General features: G+C 54.9%; 11 protein-coding genes. 2 read left to right on the top strand and 9 right to left on the bottom strand.

What is annotated here, in order from left to right; genetic code table 11:
• Window positions 1-16: 16 nt before the first annotated feature.
• The 4 genes from OLTU_RS17545 to OLTU_RS17530 form a co-directional block, all read right to left on the bottom strand.
• Window positions 17-1,084: an endonuclease/exonuclease/phosphatase family protein gene (locus OLTU_RS17545; RefSeq protein WP_141734061.1), complete on the bottom strand. Its 1,068-nt coding sequence runs from the start codon at window positions 1,082-1,084 to the stop codon at window positions 17-19.
• A gap of 97 nt (window positions 1,085-1,181) precedes the next feature.
• The gene (locus OLTU_RS17540; protein ID WP_141734060.1) at window positions 1,182-1,724 is read right to left on the bottom strand and encodes a hypothetical protein; all 543 of its coding nucleotides are present in this window, start codon (window positions 1,722-1,724) and stop codon (window positions 1,182-1,184) included.
• An 80-nt stretch (window positions 1,725-1,804) separates the two neighbouring features.
• Entirely contained in the window at window positions 1,805-2,239 is a 435-nt protein-coding gene (locus OLTU_RS17535; protein WP_141734059.1) for a thiol-disulfide oxidoreductase DCC family protein, read from the bottom strand.
• A 91-nt stretch (window positions 2,240-2,330) separates the two neighbouring features.
• A complete protein-coding gene (locus OLTU_RS17530) occupies window positions 2,331-3,182 on the bottom strand; it encodes a glutathione S-transferase family protein (protein ID WP_141734058.1) in 852 nt (283 codons plus the stop codon).
• 223 nt (window positions 3,183-3,405) lie between these two features.
• Between OLTU_RS17530 and OLTU_RS17525 the strand changes: the two genes are divergently transcribed.
• Entirely contained in the window at window positions 3,406-8,097 is a 4,692-nt protein-coding gene (locus OLTU_RS17525; protein WP_141734057.1) for a cytochrome b5 domain-containing protein, read from the top strand.
• Between the two features lie 82 nt (window positions 8,098-8,179).
• Window positions 8,180-8,785 carry a glutathione transferase GstA gene (gstA, locus tag OLTU_RS17520; protein ID WP_141734056.1) on the top strand — a complete coding sequence of 202 codons (606 nt, stop codon included), beginning with the start codon at window positions 8,180-8,182 and terminating at the stop codon, window positions 8,783-8,785.
• Window positions 8,786-8,800: 15 nt separating this feature from the next.
• On the opposite strand, the gene OLTU_RS17515 is transcribed toward gstA, so the two are convergent.
• The 5 genes from OLTU_RS17515 to OLTU_RS17495 form a co-directional block, all read right to left on the bottom strand.
• A complete protein-coding gene (locus tag OLTU_RS17515; RefSeq protein ID WP_141734055.1) occupies window positions 8,801-9,436 on the bottom strand; it encodes a hypothetical protein in 636 nt (211 codons plus the stop codon).
• Window positions 9,437-9,552: 116 nt separating this feature from the next.
• Window positions 9,553-11,550, bottom strand: a complete 1,998-nt coding sequence (locus tag OLTU_RS17510; protein ID WP_141734054.1) for a 7TM diverse intracellular signaling domain-containing protein — start codon at window positions 11,548-11,550, stop codon at window positions 9,553-9,555.
• Between the two features lie 226 nt (window positions 11,551-11,776).
• The gene (locus OLTU_RS17505) at window positions 11,777-12,391 is read right to left on the bottom strand and encodes a glutathione S-transferase family protein (protein ID WP_141734053.1); all 615 of its coding nucleotides are present in this window, start codon (window positions 12,389-12,391) and stop codon (window positions 11,777-11,779) included.
• A 72-nt stretch (window positions 12,392-12,463) separates the two neighbouring features.
• Window positions 12,464-15,094 carry a PAS domain S-box protein gene (locus tag OLTU_RS17500; RefSeq protein ID WP_141734052.1) on the bottom strand — a complete coding sequence of 877 codons (2,631 nt, stop codon included), beginning with the start codon at window positions 15,092-15,094 and terminating at the stop codon, window positions 12,464-12,466.
• 156 nt (window positions 15,095-15,250) lie between these two features.
• A complete protein-coding gene (locus tag OLTU_RS17495) occupies window positions 15,251-16,477 on the bottom strand; it encodes an MFS transporter (RefSeq protein ID WP_141734051.1) in 1,227 nt (408 codons plus the stop codon).
• Window positions 16,478-16,731 lie beyond the last annotated feature (254 nt).

Genomic DNA, 16,731 nt, shown 5'->3' with positions numbered 1-16,731 from the left:
CGGCTTTCTGAATTGATTATTTCACGGAGAACTGCACCACAACCCCGGCATGATCCGACGGCCACAGCCCGCCTGATGTTTGATCCTCAGGTTGATTCCCGACCACCCAGGCCTGGACCTCCTGTGACAGCCAGTCGCTATCATTTCTGGTCAGGACCAGGTCGATGCGTTCAACCAGGTTGGAATCCTTGTTGGAAAGATCCGCCGCCTGGCAGCAGGTCAGACCCAGCTCCTCGGGCCCGATACGATCATTCCAAACATCACGATAACCCGACTGCATCATCAGATCGTAACTGGCGCCTCCTTCAGGGCGCGAATTGAAATCACCCACCAAAAGGATCGGCTCCGAGCGGCTGCCGAGGATGGTCATGAGTTCCTTGGCCTGCATGGCCTGCAGAGGTTCCAGTGCCGAGATCTCGAGATGGCTGTTGACAAAGACCGCCTCCTGACCCAGGAGGTTCACATTCACCAGGGTGTAACCCCGGTTGACGGTCAGGTTCGATTTCCCATCCGGGAAGGGCAGGGAGAGCGCGGCCTGGTAGTTGCCCTTCAGCGCGGGTTCGGCTTCCACATCACCGCGAGCCAGAATCAGATCATGATCGGTCAGGCGCACATCATCGCGGGTTTCATTCGCCCGCGGAACCTCGACATCCGCATTCTGCACGCGCGAGACCACTCGATAGTCGAGCCCGCGTGAGGCCAGCTCCGACATCAAAGTTTTTTCAAAGTCATAAACGACCGTCGTGGCAGGTTCCATACCACCCTCCATACGATCCCCGGGTGATTGAACCCGAAGCAGGGACACCTCCTGAAGACCGATTAAATGCGGCCGGTGCGCTGCAATCTGGTCGGCGATGGCGATAACCCGCTCCTCGAATCGGGTGGACTCCATGGTCCTCCAGGCCGCATCCGCACGGGATGCCATTTCCTGCATCGAAGGCGACGCCAGGATGGGTGCCGTATCGGCTCCAACGTATAAATTCCAGGTCATCACAGTGAATGAGTCCTGGGGAGCCGCTCCGCCCATGGAGAGGAGTGCAGAAAATCCGAGAACCATGGCCCCTGTCAGGTGTTGACGTATCATCTCTATCCCTCTTTCAAATGTTGATAATCGCCGATCTTTGATAGGGATGAGCTCGCCGTCAATAGGAGAAACCACGCACTGGGCCTGATGGCGGCCTCTATTCCGCCGTCACGCGATGCCAAAACTCAGTGGGATAGCCGCGTGCATCCAGATGAAGCACCTGCCGGCCCGGGACGGCAGTCTTTCCTGAACACGTCCAGGTGAAAACCGTGGCACGGCCTGTAACATAAGCCGGGATCACGTCGGCCTTCGGATTTTGGGCACAGTACGTGTTCATGGCCTTCGATGGCGTGCGGCTGCTGTCCCCTTTTTGATCACAGGGGAGATTCGCTCCCGTGCAACAGGCATAAACCTGCTGATCCATACAGCGCCAGCGGCAGGCATTCTCAGGCGGGACAGGAGCATCCGCAGTGATAACCTCGGCGCGCTTGAGTGCTGCGACGATCTCAGCTGTCACCTCGGGCTTTTGCCAGGCTGAACCAGGTTCGTCCACTGTGCCTTTCTCAGCACAGTAAGCAAAAGGACTGGTTGTCGGTGCAACTTGCGCAGGGTCCGATTCGATGTTCCTGGAAACCGTCGCGGTACAAGCCAGCGGGAGGATCAGAAAGAGGATGGAGATGAGTCTGCCTGCCTGGATCATGTTTTTTCCTTTTTCGTTCTGCATTCGGGAAGATCGGCCGGGCTCGGCCGTTCATCCTCTTATCAATTTCCGTTCCAGAATCAGGTGCCCGCAGGCATGGACTCACGGCGGGGCAACTCACGCCGTGGCGCGTCATCCTCCAGCTGCAGCCAGCGTCCAATGCCATAGCGATTGTGGGAAATGAAGTGGTAAACCAAGCGTCCGACCCAGCTTATAACAGGCAATCGGAGCAGAGGCAAAAACCAATGCACCAGCCGGGATTTCGCTCCCAGCAGTTCGATGACAGCCCTATAGTCGGTCAGCTGCTGAAAGCGCGGCGTCAGCACCGTAACCCGCTTCAACGCCTTGTCCGGATCAATCATGGGCCAGCGTTTCATCACACTGCGATTGTTGACATCAACAAAGTGCATGCGCGGTCGGTCTCCCAGTCGCTCGAGGAATCTGCGGCTGCGGCGACAAATGGGGCACTGCTCATCGTAGAACACAATGTAACTTCCCTGATCTTCCTGTCGCATCGCGTCTCTCCTTCCACGTGGTTGGCATGTGGTCCATCAGGAAATTAGAATGAATTGAGGAATTTTTCCAGAGGTGGGCTTGACGGAAAATTTAGCGGGGAACCGGATGGATGCAAATCTCTCGCGTGTGCTCGCTGCGCGTTATCGCATCCACTTTTTTCGCCCATCGGGTCAGAGCCGGGTATTGATTGAGGATCTGGGACTCCTCCTCGAGGGAGGGGTCCAGGAGAGCCTGGATACTCATGAAGAGACTGAGATCGAGTTCCTTAAGCTCCGGCCCGGTTACAAACTCCGTTCTTTCAAGTATCTTGTTCAGCATCTGCGCGCCCTGAGTCAGCTCGTTGATATATTCGCTGTGGCGCAATCCGCCCACCTCGGTGGACCTGAGAATGTCGCAAGCCCGCGTGCGCACATAGGCCACACTGCGCGGAATATCGTTGCTGGTTTTGATGGTCATAAACGAGCGGACAAAACTTACATAGTTGTCCTGTTTCAACCAACGCCCATAAATGACCAACCAGACCAGCCAGCGCTCGGCCCAATGTTCCAGGTACCAGAGTTCAGGGGTCGTGGTCACTTCGCTTCCCACAAAATCCATGCGATTATTACGTTCAAGGAGCCATAAAACGATCTTGGCTGTTCCCTCGATATAGGTGGTGTCGTTCACCTTGATGATCGGAATCTTCCGCATCAAGGGTTTCACTTTGTCAGATATTTCGGATTCGTTGACAGTTTTAGGAAAGCTGATGTCAGCGACCTTATACGGAGCGTGCAGGTAGGCCAGCATTCTATGGATTTTGGTGCAACGCACATAAATACTGTCACAAAATTGACTTGCAGGCCATTGGTAAAGAACGATGTCGGGTGCGGTTTTGGCAAAGATATCACCGTCGTCCGTGGGCGCGGCAGGTTCGATTTTTTCTGCTATTGGGACAGCGCTCATGGCCTTATCCTTTCATACCTTTTCATATTCGGCTGATTGCGCCCAATCATTAAGCCCGCCGGATGTTGCCCACGAACCGGGGATTCTTACAAAAAGTAGTGAAACTTTGGGAATTATCCCGGCAGTCCTGTCAGGGCTGTCCCCCTAGCCTTGGGTCGGCGATCCCGATAAGATAACCCTACGTGCTTTTACTCTGCCGGCCTAAATTCCGACGAGGTTGGGAATGTTCTATTACTTCGGTTACGGTTCCAACATGAGTATTACGTCCCTCAAGGCCAAGGGCGTGGAACCTCTCTCAGCCGAGCCTGCGATCCTGGATGGGTGGAAGCTCAGCTTCAATATTCCGGATTTCTTCCTGATCGAAGGCGGCACCGGCAATATCACGAGCGCGCCGCAGCATAACGTGCATGGCATTCTCTATTCCTGCCGCGACGAACATCTCAAAGTGCTGGATGAACTGGAAGCCCTCGGCGTGAACTACAAGCGCGTCAAGCTCATGGTCACAACCTATACCGGCCGGACAGTTTCCGCTTTCGCCTATACCGGCATCGAGGAGCGCCTGAAGGAAGGCTATCAGCCGTCACGAAGGTATCTCAATATCCTGCTGCGCGGCGCCGAGCAGATGGGCCTCGACCCGGAATACATCAATATCCTGAAGAGCATTGAAGTCAAGACCGATCCAGTCAACCGGCCTTTTCATTTTCCGTTGCGCCCGTCCCGCATTTTCTCGCAGGAGGATCTGAAGGCCCACCCTTATCATACGGCCATCGCAGGGGCCGTGTTTGACATGACCGTGGCCCGTCCCGATCACCAGTATCTTCGGGATTTTTTCAAGGGCAAGGACATGACGCTGTTTTTCCTGAAGCGGATGGATACCAGCGATGGAACGGAATCCTTTGAAGACATCTATAAAGGCAGGATCAGCAACGAACAGAGGCGTTATCTGACCAACTACCTGCACGAGTTCGACCGGGAATATCATTACGTTGGAAAGATGGAATACCAGCTGGATCTGGCCCACAAACCGCGCATTTCCGGCAAAACAGAGAAGCGGCCTGCTGAGCATGCCTCATCGCATGCCATTATCGAGAATGCCGAGAAAATGAATCGCTTTCTCGGCCACGAGAATCTGGGCTTTCTGTCGTTCTCCCATGGGTTCATGCCGCTGCAGCCGCCCAAGGAAAACATGCCGCCCGCGTACAAGGCCTGGGATGAGATTATTCAAAAACTCCCGGAACTGTATCGGAATCTCCAGCTGCGCAGGGAGGTCCGTCAGCTGCCCATTTTGGATGCGGGCGAGGGGAGCCTGGGCGATGCCTATCTCTTGCGTGCCGGGGCCATCCTCTCGATGCTGGCTCATGCCTATTCCTATGTGGAGACGAGCGGGCCCCAGCCCCTGCCGCCATCGCTGTCCCAACCCTGGGCTGATGTGCGGCGTCGATTGGGACGCGAGCAGGAGGTGCTTTCCTACATCGATCTGATTGTTTACAACTGGAGACTTTTGCAGCCTGACGCTGCGGATCCCTTCCGGGTTGAAAACATGGCCCTTCTTATCCCGACCGTCGATAACAAGGAAGAAAACCATTTCTACCTGACCCAAACCGAAATCCTCGCCCAATGCGCGCCGATCATTGGCGCCATCGCTCGCAGTCAGGAAGCGGTGAAAACGGACAGCCACAGCATCATTGAGGATGAGCTGGCCCTGATCATCGAATGTCTGAAGCGCGTGGTTCAGGATTCCCTGCTCAAGATCAATCCGAATCCTGTCAGCAGGAGTCACGTGGATCCGGTGATATGGGCGAAGACGGTGGCGCCCTTTGCGGTGCCGGTCAAACCGGGCGTCCAGGGACCCAGTGGAACATCGTCCCCGATCTTCAATCTTATGGATGCATTTTTTGGGCGCCAGAAATACGAGACGTTTCTCGGCAAGGAAATCAAAAGTCTGCGCAGCACGTATCCACCCTACTGGCGGGAATTCCTCGAAGCGGTGGGGGCGCTCTCGGTACCGGATTACATCCGGACCTCCGAGGATCCGAATCTGCGCGCGCTCCTGCGGGAAACCTTTGAGCTGTATGCCGGACCCAATGGCTTCCTCGGTCGCCATCGCATGAAGGTCTATGGTTATCTTGAAATCGCTTTCAAGGTCGGGCGCAGCGTCACGATCGGCGGTTTTTCGGGACTTTTTAAGGATCGCACCTGGGAGCAGGTTGATTCGGAACTCGAATACGCGCGCATGGAAAGACAGGAATCCTTTCCCAGCAGCTGTCACTATGGTTCCATCAAATCGGTTGGGCAGACCCACCATTCCGGTCCCGAAAACGTTAAACACGTAGTGCTCGATGTCACAGGAACAGGCATCCATTATCAGCCTGGAGACCGCTGCGGCATCCTCCCTGAAAATTCCGATCAGCTGATTGGTCGCACGCTGATGGCGCTCGGCGCCACTGGCAATGAACCCATACGTCTGACCGAGGAATGGGTCAAGGCCGCCCATCTGCGTCACGGCTTCGCGCAAACGACAAGTCTCACGCTGCGGGATTTTCTGCGCTTTGCGAAAATTCGTCCCGTTGTGCCGCGTCTTGCGGAAGCGCTTCATGCCATTTCCCAAAACAAGGCCCTGGCGCAGGCCATCAAAACTCAGACGACCGTTCGCTGGGAACTTTGGGATCTTTTGAATCTCCTTCGTACCGAAGGATTTGATCCCACGCGACTCTGGAAGAGTGACTACCACTCGCCCATGTATATCGCCCGGGTGGTTCCTCCGGAACAGTTCCGCATGTATTCCATTTCGTCCGCGCTGGAGCCAGGCGAACCCGCCACCGAAATCCATCTGACGGTGGGACGCCTGCGCTATCAATCCGATGGCACCTCGGGTGAGTCCGATGTGGAAAGATTGGGCACAGCCTCGAATTTTCTGGCGACAGGGCACGGCCGCAAGGGTCCGCTTTCGCTCATTATCGATCATCCTCCACGCTTCAGTCTGCCCAAGGACCATACCACCCCGATCGTCCTGATTGCCGGCGGCACCGGCTTTGCACCGTTCCGGAGCTTCATCGCCCGACGCATGCAACAGAAGGACAGCGGCCCGTGCTGGATCATGCTGAGTCTGCAGTCGCGGGACTTTTTCTATTATCAGGATGACCTCCTGCCCGGTCTTGCCAGCGGCATGATCAAACTCGACACGCTGTTCTCGCAGGAGGATGCGCGTCCGGTCTTTCAAAAATCCTCGGCGAATCATGGTTCGTTTGTTTATGAACCCAACCCCCGAGGTCATATTCAGGATCTCCTGCTCGACAAGGCCAATGCCTCCGTGCTTTGGAAGATGCTGCAAAAGCCGGAAGATGGCGGCCAGGGCGCCTATCTTTATATCTGCGGAAGGACCCGCTTTGCCAAGAGCATTCACGGTGCCTTGAAAACCGCATTCTCGGACTTCTTTGAAGGCGATACCGACGAACGCCTGGCAGCCTCACATGAAAGCCTTTGTCGCATCGCGGCGGAAGGCCGCTTTATGCAGGAAATTTTCACACACGCCCGCTCCTGGGATACCGAACGGACCTCGTTTGATATTTCCGAAGTGGTGGATCGGAATAATGCCGCCAATGGTTACTGGCTGATCATCGACGATGTTGTTTATGATGTGACGGACTTTATTGGCCTGCATCCCGGTGGCAACACCGTTCTGGCCAACTACTGTGGCCTTGACGCCACGCAGGGCTTCATCAAGGTTCATCATGGTCATTCCGAGATTGAAGCCATGCGCGATATGTATGAGATCGGTGTGGTGCGCCAGCTGGATTTCAAGGGAGCCGCCCGAGCCGTTCATCTGCGCGGCATTCAATCCGTTGTGGGTGTTTCCGCGCTGTATCGCAAATGGATCGGCATCCTCTATCTGGTCGTGGAAATGGAAAACGCCTTGAATCTCGACCAGTCTCTGCAGAAAAGCTCGACGACCCGGGGAGAGAGCGCCGAAGAGCGAACGCTTTATAAGATTCAAAGGTCCATCGAAACCCATCAGCGTTTTATTCTGTCCTATGCTCAGGAATTAGGCGGACAACCCTTCATTGAGATCTGGGAACTGACCAGTGGCATGATGTCAACGCGGAACGAACAGCTGTGGATGCGGGATGTGATCATGGCCATTCACGAGGGTCTGGACGCCAAGTTTCCCGTCGCTCTGTCGAGTGCGATGAACGATCTTCTGGACGAGCTGATCGCCGAACAAAGCCCCCAGGATGATCCGCGCAGGCAGGCGCTGATTCTGGCCTGCACGCGCATTGAGGACATGGATCGGCGTTTGCTTTTGACCATCAAAAGAGGCCTGAAGCGGGGGATCGAAATTTTTGAAAGCTTCCAGTCCCAGGCGCTGGAGGAAGGTGGCCAGAACCTTCTGGCTGAGCTGCGGCAGTTCCCCACAGCCTTCGAGACTTACTACCGTGAGGCCCGTAATCTGTTCCATGACATGGGCTGGAAGCGTGAGCAGGATCGGCACCAAATGGAAATCAGGCCCTGGCAGCTGGACGAGATTCATATACTCATGACGGATCTCTATTGGACCTTTGAGGAGCATTCCCGCGAGAGGATCGTTATTCTGCGGCGCACGCCGACGCCGATCACGGTCATCGGTGAACTCATTGCGAGCAACGAGCGCATGATTGCGCTTATGCAGAACAAATATAGTAGCTATGGTGTCATAGTTGATATGCGCCAGGCGTCGCAGAGAAATGACCCGGATTTCGAGAATGCCATGCTGAAGCTACGACTGGCCGTGGCCACGAACTTTGCGCGGGTGGCGGTTCTTCTGGAAAGTGCCACGGGGGTGCTACAGGTCAATCGGATTGGGCGTAATGATGGGGCGGAGACTTTCGCCACCATGAATGAATTCGCGGCGGTCAAATTTGCCAAAGGTGCAGCTTAATACTGCTTAAGAAGCTCCGATTTGCATGATATGATGAGCCGGGCTTAGGCAAGCTTGACAACTTTGTTCATTGAGGATCGTCATGAAACTATTTTACACTCAAGGCGCATGTTCTTTGGCTCCCCATATTGCTCTGCATGAAGCCGGTTTGAAAGTTACGCTGGAGCCGGTGGACCTTCGAGCCAAGACCTGGCAGGACGGTGATTTCACGAAAGTGAACCCCAAAGGCCAGGTTCCTGTCCTGCAACTCGATAATGGAGAAAGATTAACGGAATGTGCGGTGATTCTGCAGTACATTGCGAATCTGAAGCCTGAAGCCCGGCTCCTGCCCCAGGGCAATACAATGGAGCACTGGCACGCGCTCGAAGCTCTCAACTTCGTTGCCACCGAACTTCATAAAGGTTTCGGTCCCCTTTGGAATCCCGCATTGCCGGCTGAAGTGAAAAATATCACCAAGGACATGCTCGGCAGGAAATTTGATTTCATGTCAAGCCGCGTGGCCGGCGGCAAGTTCATGTTGGGCAATGCCTATAGTGTCGTCGATTGCTATGCTTTCACGATATTGAACTGGACCAACGTCCACGGCATCGAGCTTTCCAAATGGCCTGAGCTGAGCCGCTATATGGAAACGGTTCGGAGTCGCCCAGGCGTTCAGGCTGCATTAAAAGCGGAAGGCCTCATCAAGTAACCGCCAGGCCCCGATTCAGGGAGTCCCGGCGATGATCGCGGCCAGGGTTCTCGTTTCATTCGTGGGAACGGGAACCAGGTTGACTCTCTCCACGATCCTGATGGCCACCACGATCCTGTCGAAGCTGGCTTCGATCTCGACCAGGGATGGGCCATGGATTTCGATGACGCGATCCCACTTGCCAATGCTATTCGCCGCAAAGTTTGCCGACACATTCGGGGTCAGCAGTTCGCCCGGCAGAGCATAGGTCAACGTGAAACGGTCGGGATCCGTGGACATCAGAATGTTATCCTTGAAGGCCGCCACACCAACCAGCATTTTTGCTGAATTCGAGACGGTTTCCTTGGCTATGATCTTTCCTGTGAAATAGGTTCCCGCAATTTGTGATGGCGGAACCACCAATTCCTCTGGATTGGGGGTCACGGTCATGGGACTGGCGTTTTCCGGGACCTCGATCGGATTGGGTGCAGGATACTCTTCCGGTCGACCTTCCTTGATTTCATGGTGCGAGGGCATCATATCAACGGATGAATCGAGAGACGCGGGATTCAGCTGACTCTGCGCGCTGCTCTCCAAGGACCCTTTGCTGTTGCACGAAACAGCAAAGGCCATCAGAAATAGGGCGGCTCTCAAGGAGATATTTTTCACCATGCGACTCCTGGATTTAGAGACTTTATCGGCTGATCGGCCTGGGGAATTGAGAGAGAGCCAAGGACCGCAGACTTTCCAAATTAATTCACGATTATCGAGTCCATCGATCCGAATTTTTACCCGACCGAAGAAGTGATCGGCCCCGGGGAAATCGTAACAACTTCTGTCGATGGGTGGGTCCGTGGCTCCTGCCTGGAAAGAATCCTGAGCATCAGGACGGTGGCATCATCATGCGGCTGACCCTGTGAGCCGGATTGATCCATATAACGTGCCAGGTCCGTCTTCAGGTCTTCGATGTTTGCGCTTTTCCTGATGAGGTGCGTCAGGGTCCGGGGTGTGAGCGCCTGGGCCTTTTCGCTCTGATTTTCCACGAGACCATCGCTGTAAAGAATAATGATATCGCCGGGGCTGAGCGGGACATGAATAGGCTGGAATATGGGCATGCGGTTGAAGCCCAAAATGCTTCCGCGCCGCAGGTAGACGTGGACCACGTCGGCTGATTTTACGAAGACATTGACGTGCCCGGCGTTCAGGTAAAGGCAATCCAGCGTGACGAGATCAATCACAAGCAGGGTGCAGGTCATCATCGCATTCTGTTTGGTGCCCACGCGCAGGATGGTTTCATTCAACTGCGTGGCCAGTGTTTCGGCAGCCTTTTCCAGGGTCTGCTGGGAAGGCAGAGATAGAACAGCCGTTTGAAAGCTGCCGGCAGCCGAGCCTGTGATCAGTGAAGTGGCGATTCCGTGGCCTGTGACATCACCGAGACACACGTAAAGGCGCTGCTGGTCCTCGCGTTCCATGCAGGCGAACCAGTCACCACCCAGGGCATCCGAGGGTCGGTAAATAAAGTCCATTTCCATGGTGGAGGTACGGATGTCCTTCAGCAGGAAGGATTCCTGCACGACACGAGCCACTTCGAGGCCATGCTGCAGGTCCTTGCGTTCCTGAGTCAGCTGCCGCATCCGATCGCCCAGGGCCACCGAGAGCATGATGACCTCCAGCGCAATCCCCGCGTGGAGAATATAGATATTCGTGCCGTTGGCCGGGATGACTCCAAAAATGATCAAGAGATAGTGGCAGGCTGTATAAGCCGGAAAAATCCAGGAGCAGAGGTAATAGCGTGCCGGGCGAAATCCACGCCGCAGGACCATGAAGGCCACGGGAGGGATCATGAGGCAAAAGAAGAGAGCGGAGAGACAGGCGAGCAGCAGGACCCAGGTGTACGCGAAGATAAAGGTGCCGAGGGTCAGCATGATCTGGCTTGCGAGCCAGAGGTTAATCAGTCGATCAACGCGGGGGACGATTTCATAGGTCCGCAGGAATTCCTTGGCGAAGAGCGTGCCCCAGACTGTGCTCATGATGATGGAGAGGACATAGACGCGGTTGGTCCACCAGTCGCTCTGAGGCCAGAGCCAGGCGAAGGCATAGCCGTCCAGTGTGAAGAAGAGGGAAAACCAGGCCAGGAGATTGATCGAATAGATAAGGTACGCGAGGTCCCTGGAAAAGATATAAACGATGAGGTTGAAGATGAACATCACGCCGATCAATCCGAACAGCACACCGGACATGTACTCCTTGTGCCGTTCATGCTCATAGTGAGCTTCCTCCGCGCGAAGAAAAACAGGCATGATGAAGGCATCCGTGGTCTGGACGCGCAGATAGTAAACCGCCTGCTCATGAGCCGGCAGATTGATTTGGAAGGTCGGAAGTATGGAGCGGATCTGACGTTCGTTGTGGGGCAGAAGGTCGCCGACCTCCTCGCGGGACCAGCTGCCGCCGTCGGGGCGATAGAGCGTGACGGAATCGAGCCAGGAGCACCCGGACTGCAGGAAGAGCTTTTTGTCCTGAGCGTCGGGATTATGGAGAACGAGGCGGAACCAGTAGGCGGAATCGGTGAAACTATAAACGGGTATGGCACCGGGGAGAGGCTGGAAGCTCATGGGTTGCTTGGCCACATCATGGATTTCCAAGGAGCCATCAGGATCTTCAAAAACGTCCAGGTAGGAACCCAGCGATTGTTCGCGAAAGCCTTCGCTGATGCTTAAAACGCGCTCCGCCCTGGCTTCTGTTGCCAGCCCTAGCATGAAAGCAAGGATGAGCCCTAAAGCGCGCAAATGGATGGCCTCATTGTAAATAATATTCCTGATTACCCTTCGGCAGTCTGATCACAGACTTGAGGCTGGTTTTCGTCAATCGCAGAAACCGCGTGATCGGTGTCTTCAGGGGGACCGTCACCGCTATCGCAATCGGCTGATTGTGTGGGTGGAATCAACCTTATTCCGCGAAAATGCAAATGAAGTGTGCGGGGCCTTGCGGCCCTTGCAGGGAAAGGCGTTTATCCTAACCCCAGATGGACTTGAGCCGTGGGTCCTCACTCACGCGGTGCTGGATTTGGAGGAGCTTCGGAGTTTCGGCTTCGAACCACGCGGGGCCGGGTCTCCACCTGGTCATGACCCGGACGTAAATATCGAGAGCTGTCATGCTGGTTCCCAGGAAGTAGGGCGCCCCCGCCTGCTGTTCCATAAAGCGCCACAGTGTCTTGCAGCGTTCGTCCGTTGATTTTCTCAGCTGCGGACCTGCGGCTTCGCCGACCCACTTCGCTGGATTGTCACCGTAAGTAAACGTTGGGTAGATGGCGGCGACAAGCATGACCGCATAGCGCCAGAAGTCTGGGATGAGGTTGGTGTCCTTGGGAATCAAGGGCGCCTCGGGATTTGCGGTCTGGGCATAAACGGCGACGGCCAGAGATTCGGTGAGGATTTTTCCGTTAGGCAGCCTGAGTGTGGGAACCTGACCCAGACTATTCAAAGCGAGCAGTCGATCGCGGTCGGGGCCGGGCTCGTCATATTTTTCCAGGCTCATAAAATCGTAGGGGATGCCGGCCAATGTCAGGAAGGCCTCAGCCATGTCCGAGCCGTCACCGCGTCGGCCAAAGACTTCGATCCTTGTGCTCATCGTTGACTCCTTGTTTTCGTTGTGTGCTTCCAGGGAGGAGTTAACAACAGTGGCCGTGGCAACGCAAGATTTTCATCGTCCGTATTTTCCAGCAGATGGGGACGAACGAACATACTGGGCGAGCATGGCAATCAGTTGGACATAATTGATGGGCTTCGATAAATGATCGTCACAGCCTGCAAGAAGCGATCGCTCCCGGTCTTCAGGCAAGGCGTGGGCTGTCAGGGCGATGATCGGCTTTCCATAACCCTTGCCGCGCAGGGTGCTCACGGCGGCGTGGCCGTCCAGGACAGGCATGTGCATGTCCATTAAGATGACATCATAAATTCCATTCATGGCCTGTTTCACGGCTTTGGCGCCGTCATCGACAACATCGACCTGCGCACCGCTTCGTTTCAGCAAACGCTGAATGAGGATCTGGTTGTCCGGGGAATCCTCGGCCACAAGGATTTTGGCGCCATTCAGGGCCTCGGGAGGGGGGAGTGCAACGCCTGGATCTTTCTTCTGGTCAGGAACAATGGGAGATTCCAGTTTCCTTTCCATTGGACCGGGGTCAATGAACACCTCAAATGTACTGCCGACTCCCGGATGGCTTTCGACCAATTCAACATTGCCCCCCAGTTTCTGCGCCAGTTTTCTGGAGAGTATGAGTCCGAGGCCCGTGCCCCCAAATTTCCGGGTCAAGGACGGGTCAGCTTGCACAAACGGCTGGAAGAGATTCTTTCCCGCTTCCTCCGCGATGCCGCAGCCGGTATCTTTGACAACAAATCTCAACTGCGTGCCGTTGTCCTTGAGTTTGACCAGGACCTCGACGCGGCCGTACTCGGTAAACTTCACGGCATTGCCCGCGATGTTCAAGAGGATCTGACGCAAGCGTAAGGGATCCGTATCAATGGATTCCGGGAGGGGGCCTGAGGTCCTGACAAGAAATTCGATACCCTTCTTCTGAGCCTGAATGCCGATCGAGGACGTCAGGTCCGTAAGAACTCGTGAAAGCGGGACGCGCTCTTTTACAATTTTAAGCTGCCCGGCTTCGATCTTCGATAAGTCGAGAATGTCATCGATCAAGGCAATGAGCGCGTTGCCATTGCGATCAATGATATCAATGTAATCGGTCCTGGTGTCCGTATCCAGATCCGAGGCCTTGAGAAGCTGGCTGAAGCCGAGGATGGCATTGAGTGGCGTGCGGAGCTCATGGCTCATATTGGCGAGAAAAGCGCTTTTCATTTGATTGGCAGTCTCGGCTGCACTCTTCGCCAGGCGTATTTCCCGTTCGACCTGCTTGCGTTCCGTAATATCCTGGATGACGCCAAAAGCCTTGATGGGACTTCCATCCTTGTCCAGACGCAGGTTGGCATTCACGGCGACCCACTTGATAGTCCCATCTTTGCAAACATAGCGCATTTCATCATAGTAATCCGGGTCTTCACCCTGATACGTTCTTTGCCAGGCTTTCGTCGCCCGCGGCTGGTCGTCGGCATGGGTGATGGCAAAGAAATTCATCGACAGGAGTTCACTCTCCGTGTAGCCGGTCATCTCGCAAAGCTTTTTGTTGACCTGGAGAAATTGTCCGTTCACGGGGTTCGCTACCGCTTTGCCAACGGAGGCGGTCTCAAACATGGCGCGAAAGCTCTCTTCGCTCTCGCGCAGGGATGCTTCGAAACGCTTGCTCTCCGAGATGTCGTTCACGATGGTGAAAAAACCTTTGACCGTTCCATCAAGGTCGATATCGGGTGCATAGGAAGCCTTGATATAGCGCGCAGCGCCGGCTTTATAGGGTATGTAAGTCTCGACGCTGACAACCTCTCCTGCCAGAGCCCTCTCCATATACGATAGGATCTCTTTGTACGATTCCTCACCGATGACATCCAGCAGGACATCGACGACGCGGCGCCCGCACACGTCTTCCGGCTTGAGGCCGAACCACTTTTCATAGGCTGGATTGACAAACCGAAAGCGCAGGTCTTTGTCAGCATAAGACACCACATCCGGCAACGTTTCCGTGATGAGCCGGAAGTGTTTTCCCTGGTAGAGAAACGTCTTGTTGCCTTCCTCATGGCGTCTTTCCTCGGCGTTGAAGCCTTTCAGTTTCCCGATCATCCACTCGACCTGGTCCTCAACAGACGGCTTGCCGAGTCGGATATCAGGAGGTTCGTAGAAAAAATTACGGCACATTTGGTTGCCGAGGATGGCGGTCGCATGACAACGGAGAACCTCCTTGATCCTCGCGGCCGGAAAGCGATGCTTATCGTACTGGCAAAGGGCTATCGCGGGACTTTCCGCGATAAAATGATGTAAGGAAGCTTCGAATTCGGCAAGGTTCCCGTGAGCGCTCTCCGCTTCGAGGCACCAGCTCATCTCAATAATCAGGCGCACGCCAGAGAAACCTGCAGCCAGCGCATTCTCAACCTGGGAGCGCAGGAGATCGATCATGGGAAGGGGATTGAAGTCACGTCGAGCCCGCTTGCTCAGCTTTGAGGTCACGAAGCTCAGGGCTCCCGTATCGATGCCGGCCTGATGGAGAGCTTTCACGACCGCCCTTTTCGAGCCGTCATTGGAACAATAAATGGTCTTGTGATTGAGATGAAAACCATCGTTCATGAAGGGGAGCATCACAGCGATTTGCTCAGCGAGGTTTTCATAGACGAAGCAGAGATGGTCATGTTTTGCAATCTGACCCATCTCATATTCAAGCTCAACCATTATGGACCTCGTGCAAGTCAACTCCGCTCAATAGGGTCATGAGACGTTACCGTGAGGCGCCGTCAGACAAGTTGCAATGACATCTGCCGCCAGCTGTCTGCATGCCAGAGTCCTTGAATTATGTGCGGCGTTTAAACAATACTGCAGAGTACCAGGTCAGGTCTCGATATAATTCAGGTCCTTGCCAAAGGTCTCTGGAATGAAGAGCAAGGCCGAATATGCTAATAAGGCACAACCGATACCCAGGATGAGGGCGCTATTCACCACCCCAACCGATGGCCTGAGCACCTGAAAAATGGATGTAACGATGACGATGAGGCCTCGAACGAGATTGGGTACGGTCGTCGCCACCGTGGCCCGCAGATTCGTGCCGAACTGTTCCGCGGCGATGGTAATGAACAGCGCCCAAAACCCGAACGATATGCCGAGGGCGAAGTAGAGGGCATAGTAATACGAGCTATCGCGCCCACGCGTGAACAAAAAGTGCACGATAAGAAGCATGGAAACGCTCAGGAATCCGGCCACGGCCTTCCTGCGGCTGCGCAGGATCTGGCTGGTGATACCGCTGCTCAGGTCTCCAATCATCTGACCTATGTAGTAAAACATGATGACCTTGCCAGGAACAATAGGACTGGTCGCGCCCAGAGCTTTGCCCAATTCGGGTGAGAGTGTCAAAAAAATGGAAAATATGAAGGCGATCGGAACGCCGATCAAGATGCACTGGAGGAAACGCAGGGCCCGACGGCGGTCGGTGAAGAGGGAAAAAAACCGTCCTCGGGGAACGAGGGTCCGGCGCATCTGCAGAAAAATGGTCGATTCGGTCACGCGGATGCGCACCAAAAGGAGGAGAAAGCCCATAAGACCTCCTATCACATAAGACGTCTGCCAGGTAAAGGCCCCGCCGACATAGGCCGCCAGGGCCGCGCCACTGACACCGCATCCTGCAATCAAACAGGTGCCATATCCACGTGTCTCCTTGGACATCGTCTCACCCACAAGGGTCACCGCCGCCCCCAGCTCGCCAGCCAGGCCAACACCGGCGATAAAGCGCAGGACGCCGTAGGCTTCCGTCGAAGTCACGAAGGCATTTAACAGATTGGCGGCGGAATAGAGAAAGATTGAACCGAAGAGTACCGAGAGGCGGCCACGCTTATCGCCCAGAATACCGAACAAAATGCCGCCCAGCAGCATGCCGCCCATCTGAAGATTCATCAGATGCACACCAACATTGAGGAGTTGATCCTCGGGGACACCGAGACTTCGAAGGCTCGCCATGCGAACGACGCTGAAAAGTACAATGTCATAGGAGTCGACGAAATAGCCCAAAGCCGACACGATTACGTTGACCGAGAAGAGTTGACGAGTCAATGAATGGGGTGACATGGTGATAGTCTCCCATGCGCTCGCAAGCGCCGATGGAAAGGAATCTTCGGTGAAGTATGTAATTGCTTTTAACCTGGTTTTCTTAAGGATGCAATTGGCTATGCTTGGATGGGAATGCAAAGATACTTCGTTTTTCGGACGGGCCCATAGCCTGTCCCCTTGCGCGCAAAGCCTCTGCGTGTACGAGGCGCGACAGCGATTGACGGCATGAGGGGAGATTTTGCCGATTGTCATGTCGCAGCGCAATCAGGCAG

The organism is Oligoflexus tunisiensis, assembly GCF_001748245.1.
GTDB lineage: Bacteria > Bdellovibrionota_B > Oligoflexia > Oligoflexales > Oligoflexaceae > Oligoflexus > Oligoflexus tunisiensis.
The sequence above is the reverse complement of the archived record's forward strand: the minus strand, read 5'-3'. Positions and strand labels throughout refer to the sequence as shown.

Bases quoted from the DNA above. Each gene is read 5' to 3' on its own strand.
- OLTU_RS17530 (WP_141734058.1), bottom strand. From the start codon at position 3,182: ATGAGCGCTGTCCCAATAGCAGAAAAAATCGAACCTGCCGCGCCCACG.
- OLTU_RS17540 (WP_141734060.1), bottom strand. From the start codon at position 1,724: ATGATCCAGGCAGGCAGACTCATCTCCATCCTCTTTCTGATCCTCCCG.
- gstA (WP_141734056.1), top strand. From the start codon at position 8,180: ATGAAACTATTTTACACTCAAGGCGCATGTTCTTTGGCTCCCCATATT.
- OLTU_RS17500 (WP_141734052.1), bottom strand. From the start codon at position 15,094: ATGGTTGAGCTTGAATATGAGATGGGTCAGATTGCAAAACATGACCAT.
- OLTU_RS17535 (WP_141734059.1), bottom strand. From the start codon at position 2,239: ATGCGACAGGAAGATCAGGGAAGTTACATTGTGTTCTACGATGAGCAG.
- OLTU_RS17545 (WP_141734061.1), bottom strand. From the start codon at position 1,084: ATGATACGTCAACACCTGACAGGGGCCATGGTTCTCGGATTTTCTGCA.
- OLTU_RS17515 (WP_141734055.1), bottom strand. From the start codon at position 9,436: ATGGTGAAAAATATCTCCTTGAGAGCCGCCCTATTTCTGATGGCCTTT.
- OLTU_RS17525 (WP_141734057.1), top strand. From the start codon at position 3,406: ATGTTCTATTACTTCGGTTACGGTTCCAACATGAGTATTACGTCCCTC.
- OLTU_RS17495 (WP_141734051.1), bottom strand. From the start codon at position 16,477: ATGTCACCCCATTCATTGACTCGTCAACTCTTCTCGGTCAACGTAATC.
- OLTU_RS17505 (WP_141734053.1), bottom strand. From the start codon at position 12,391: ATGAGCACAAGGATCGAAGTCTTTGGCCGACGCGGTGACGGCTCGGAC.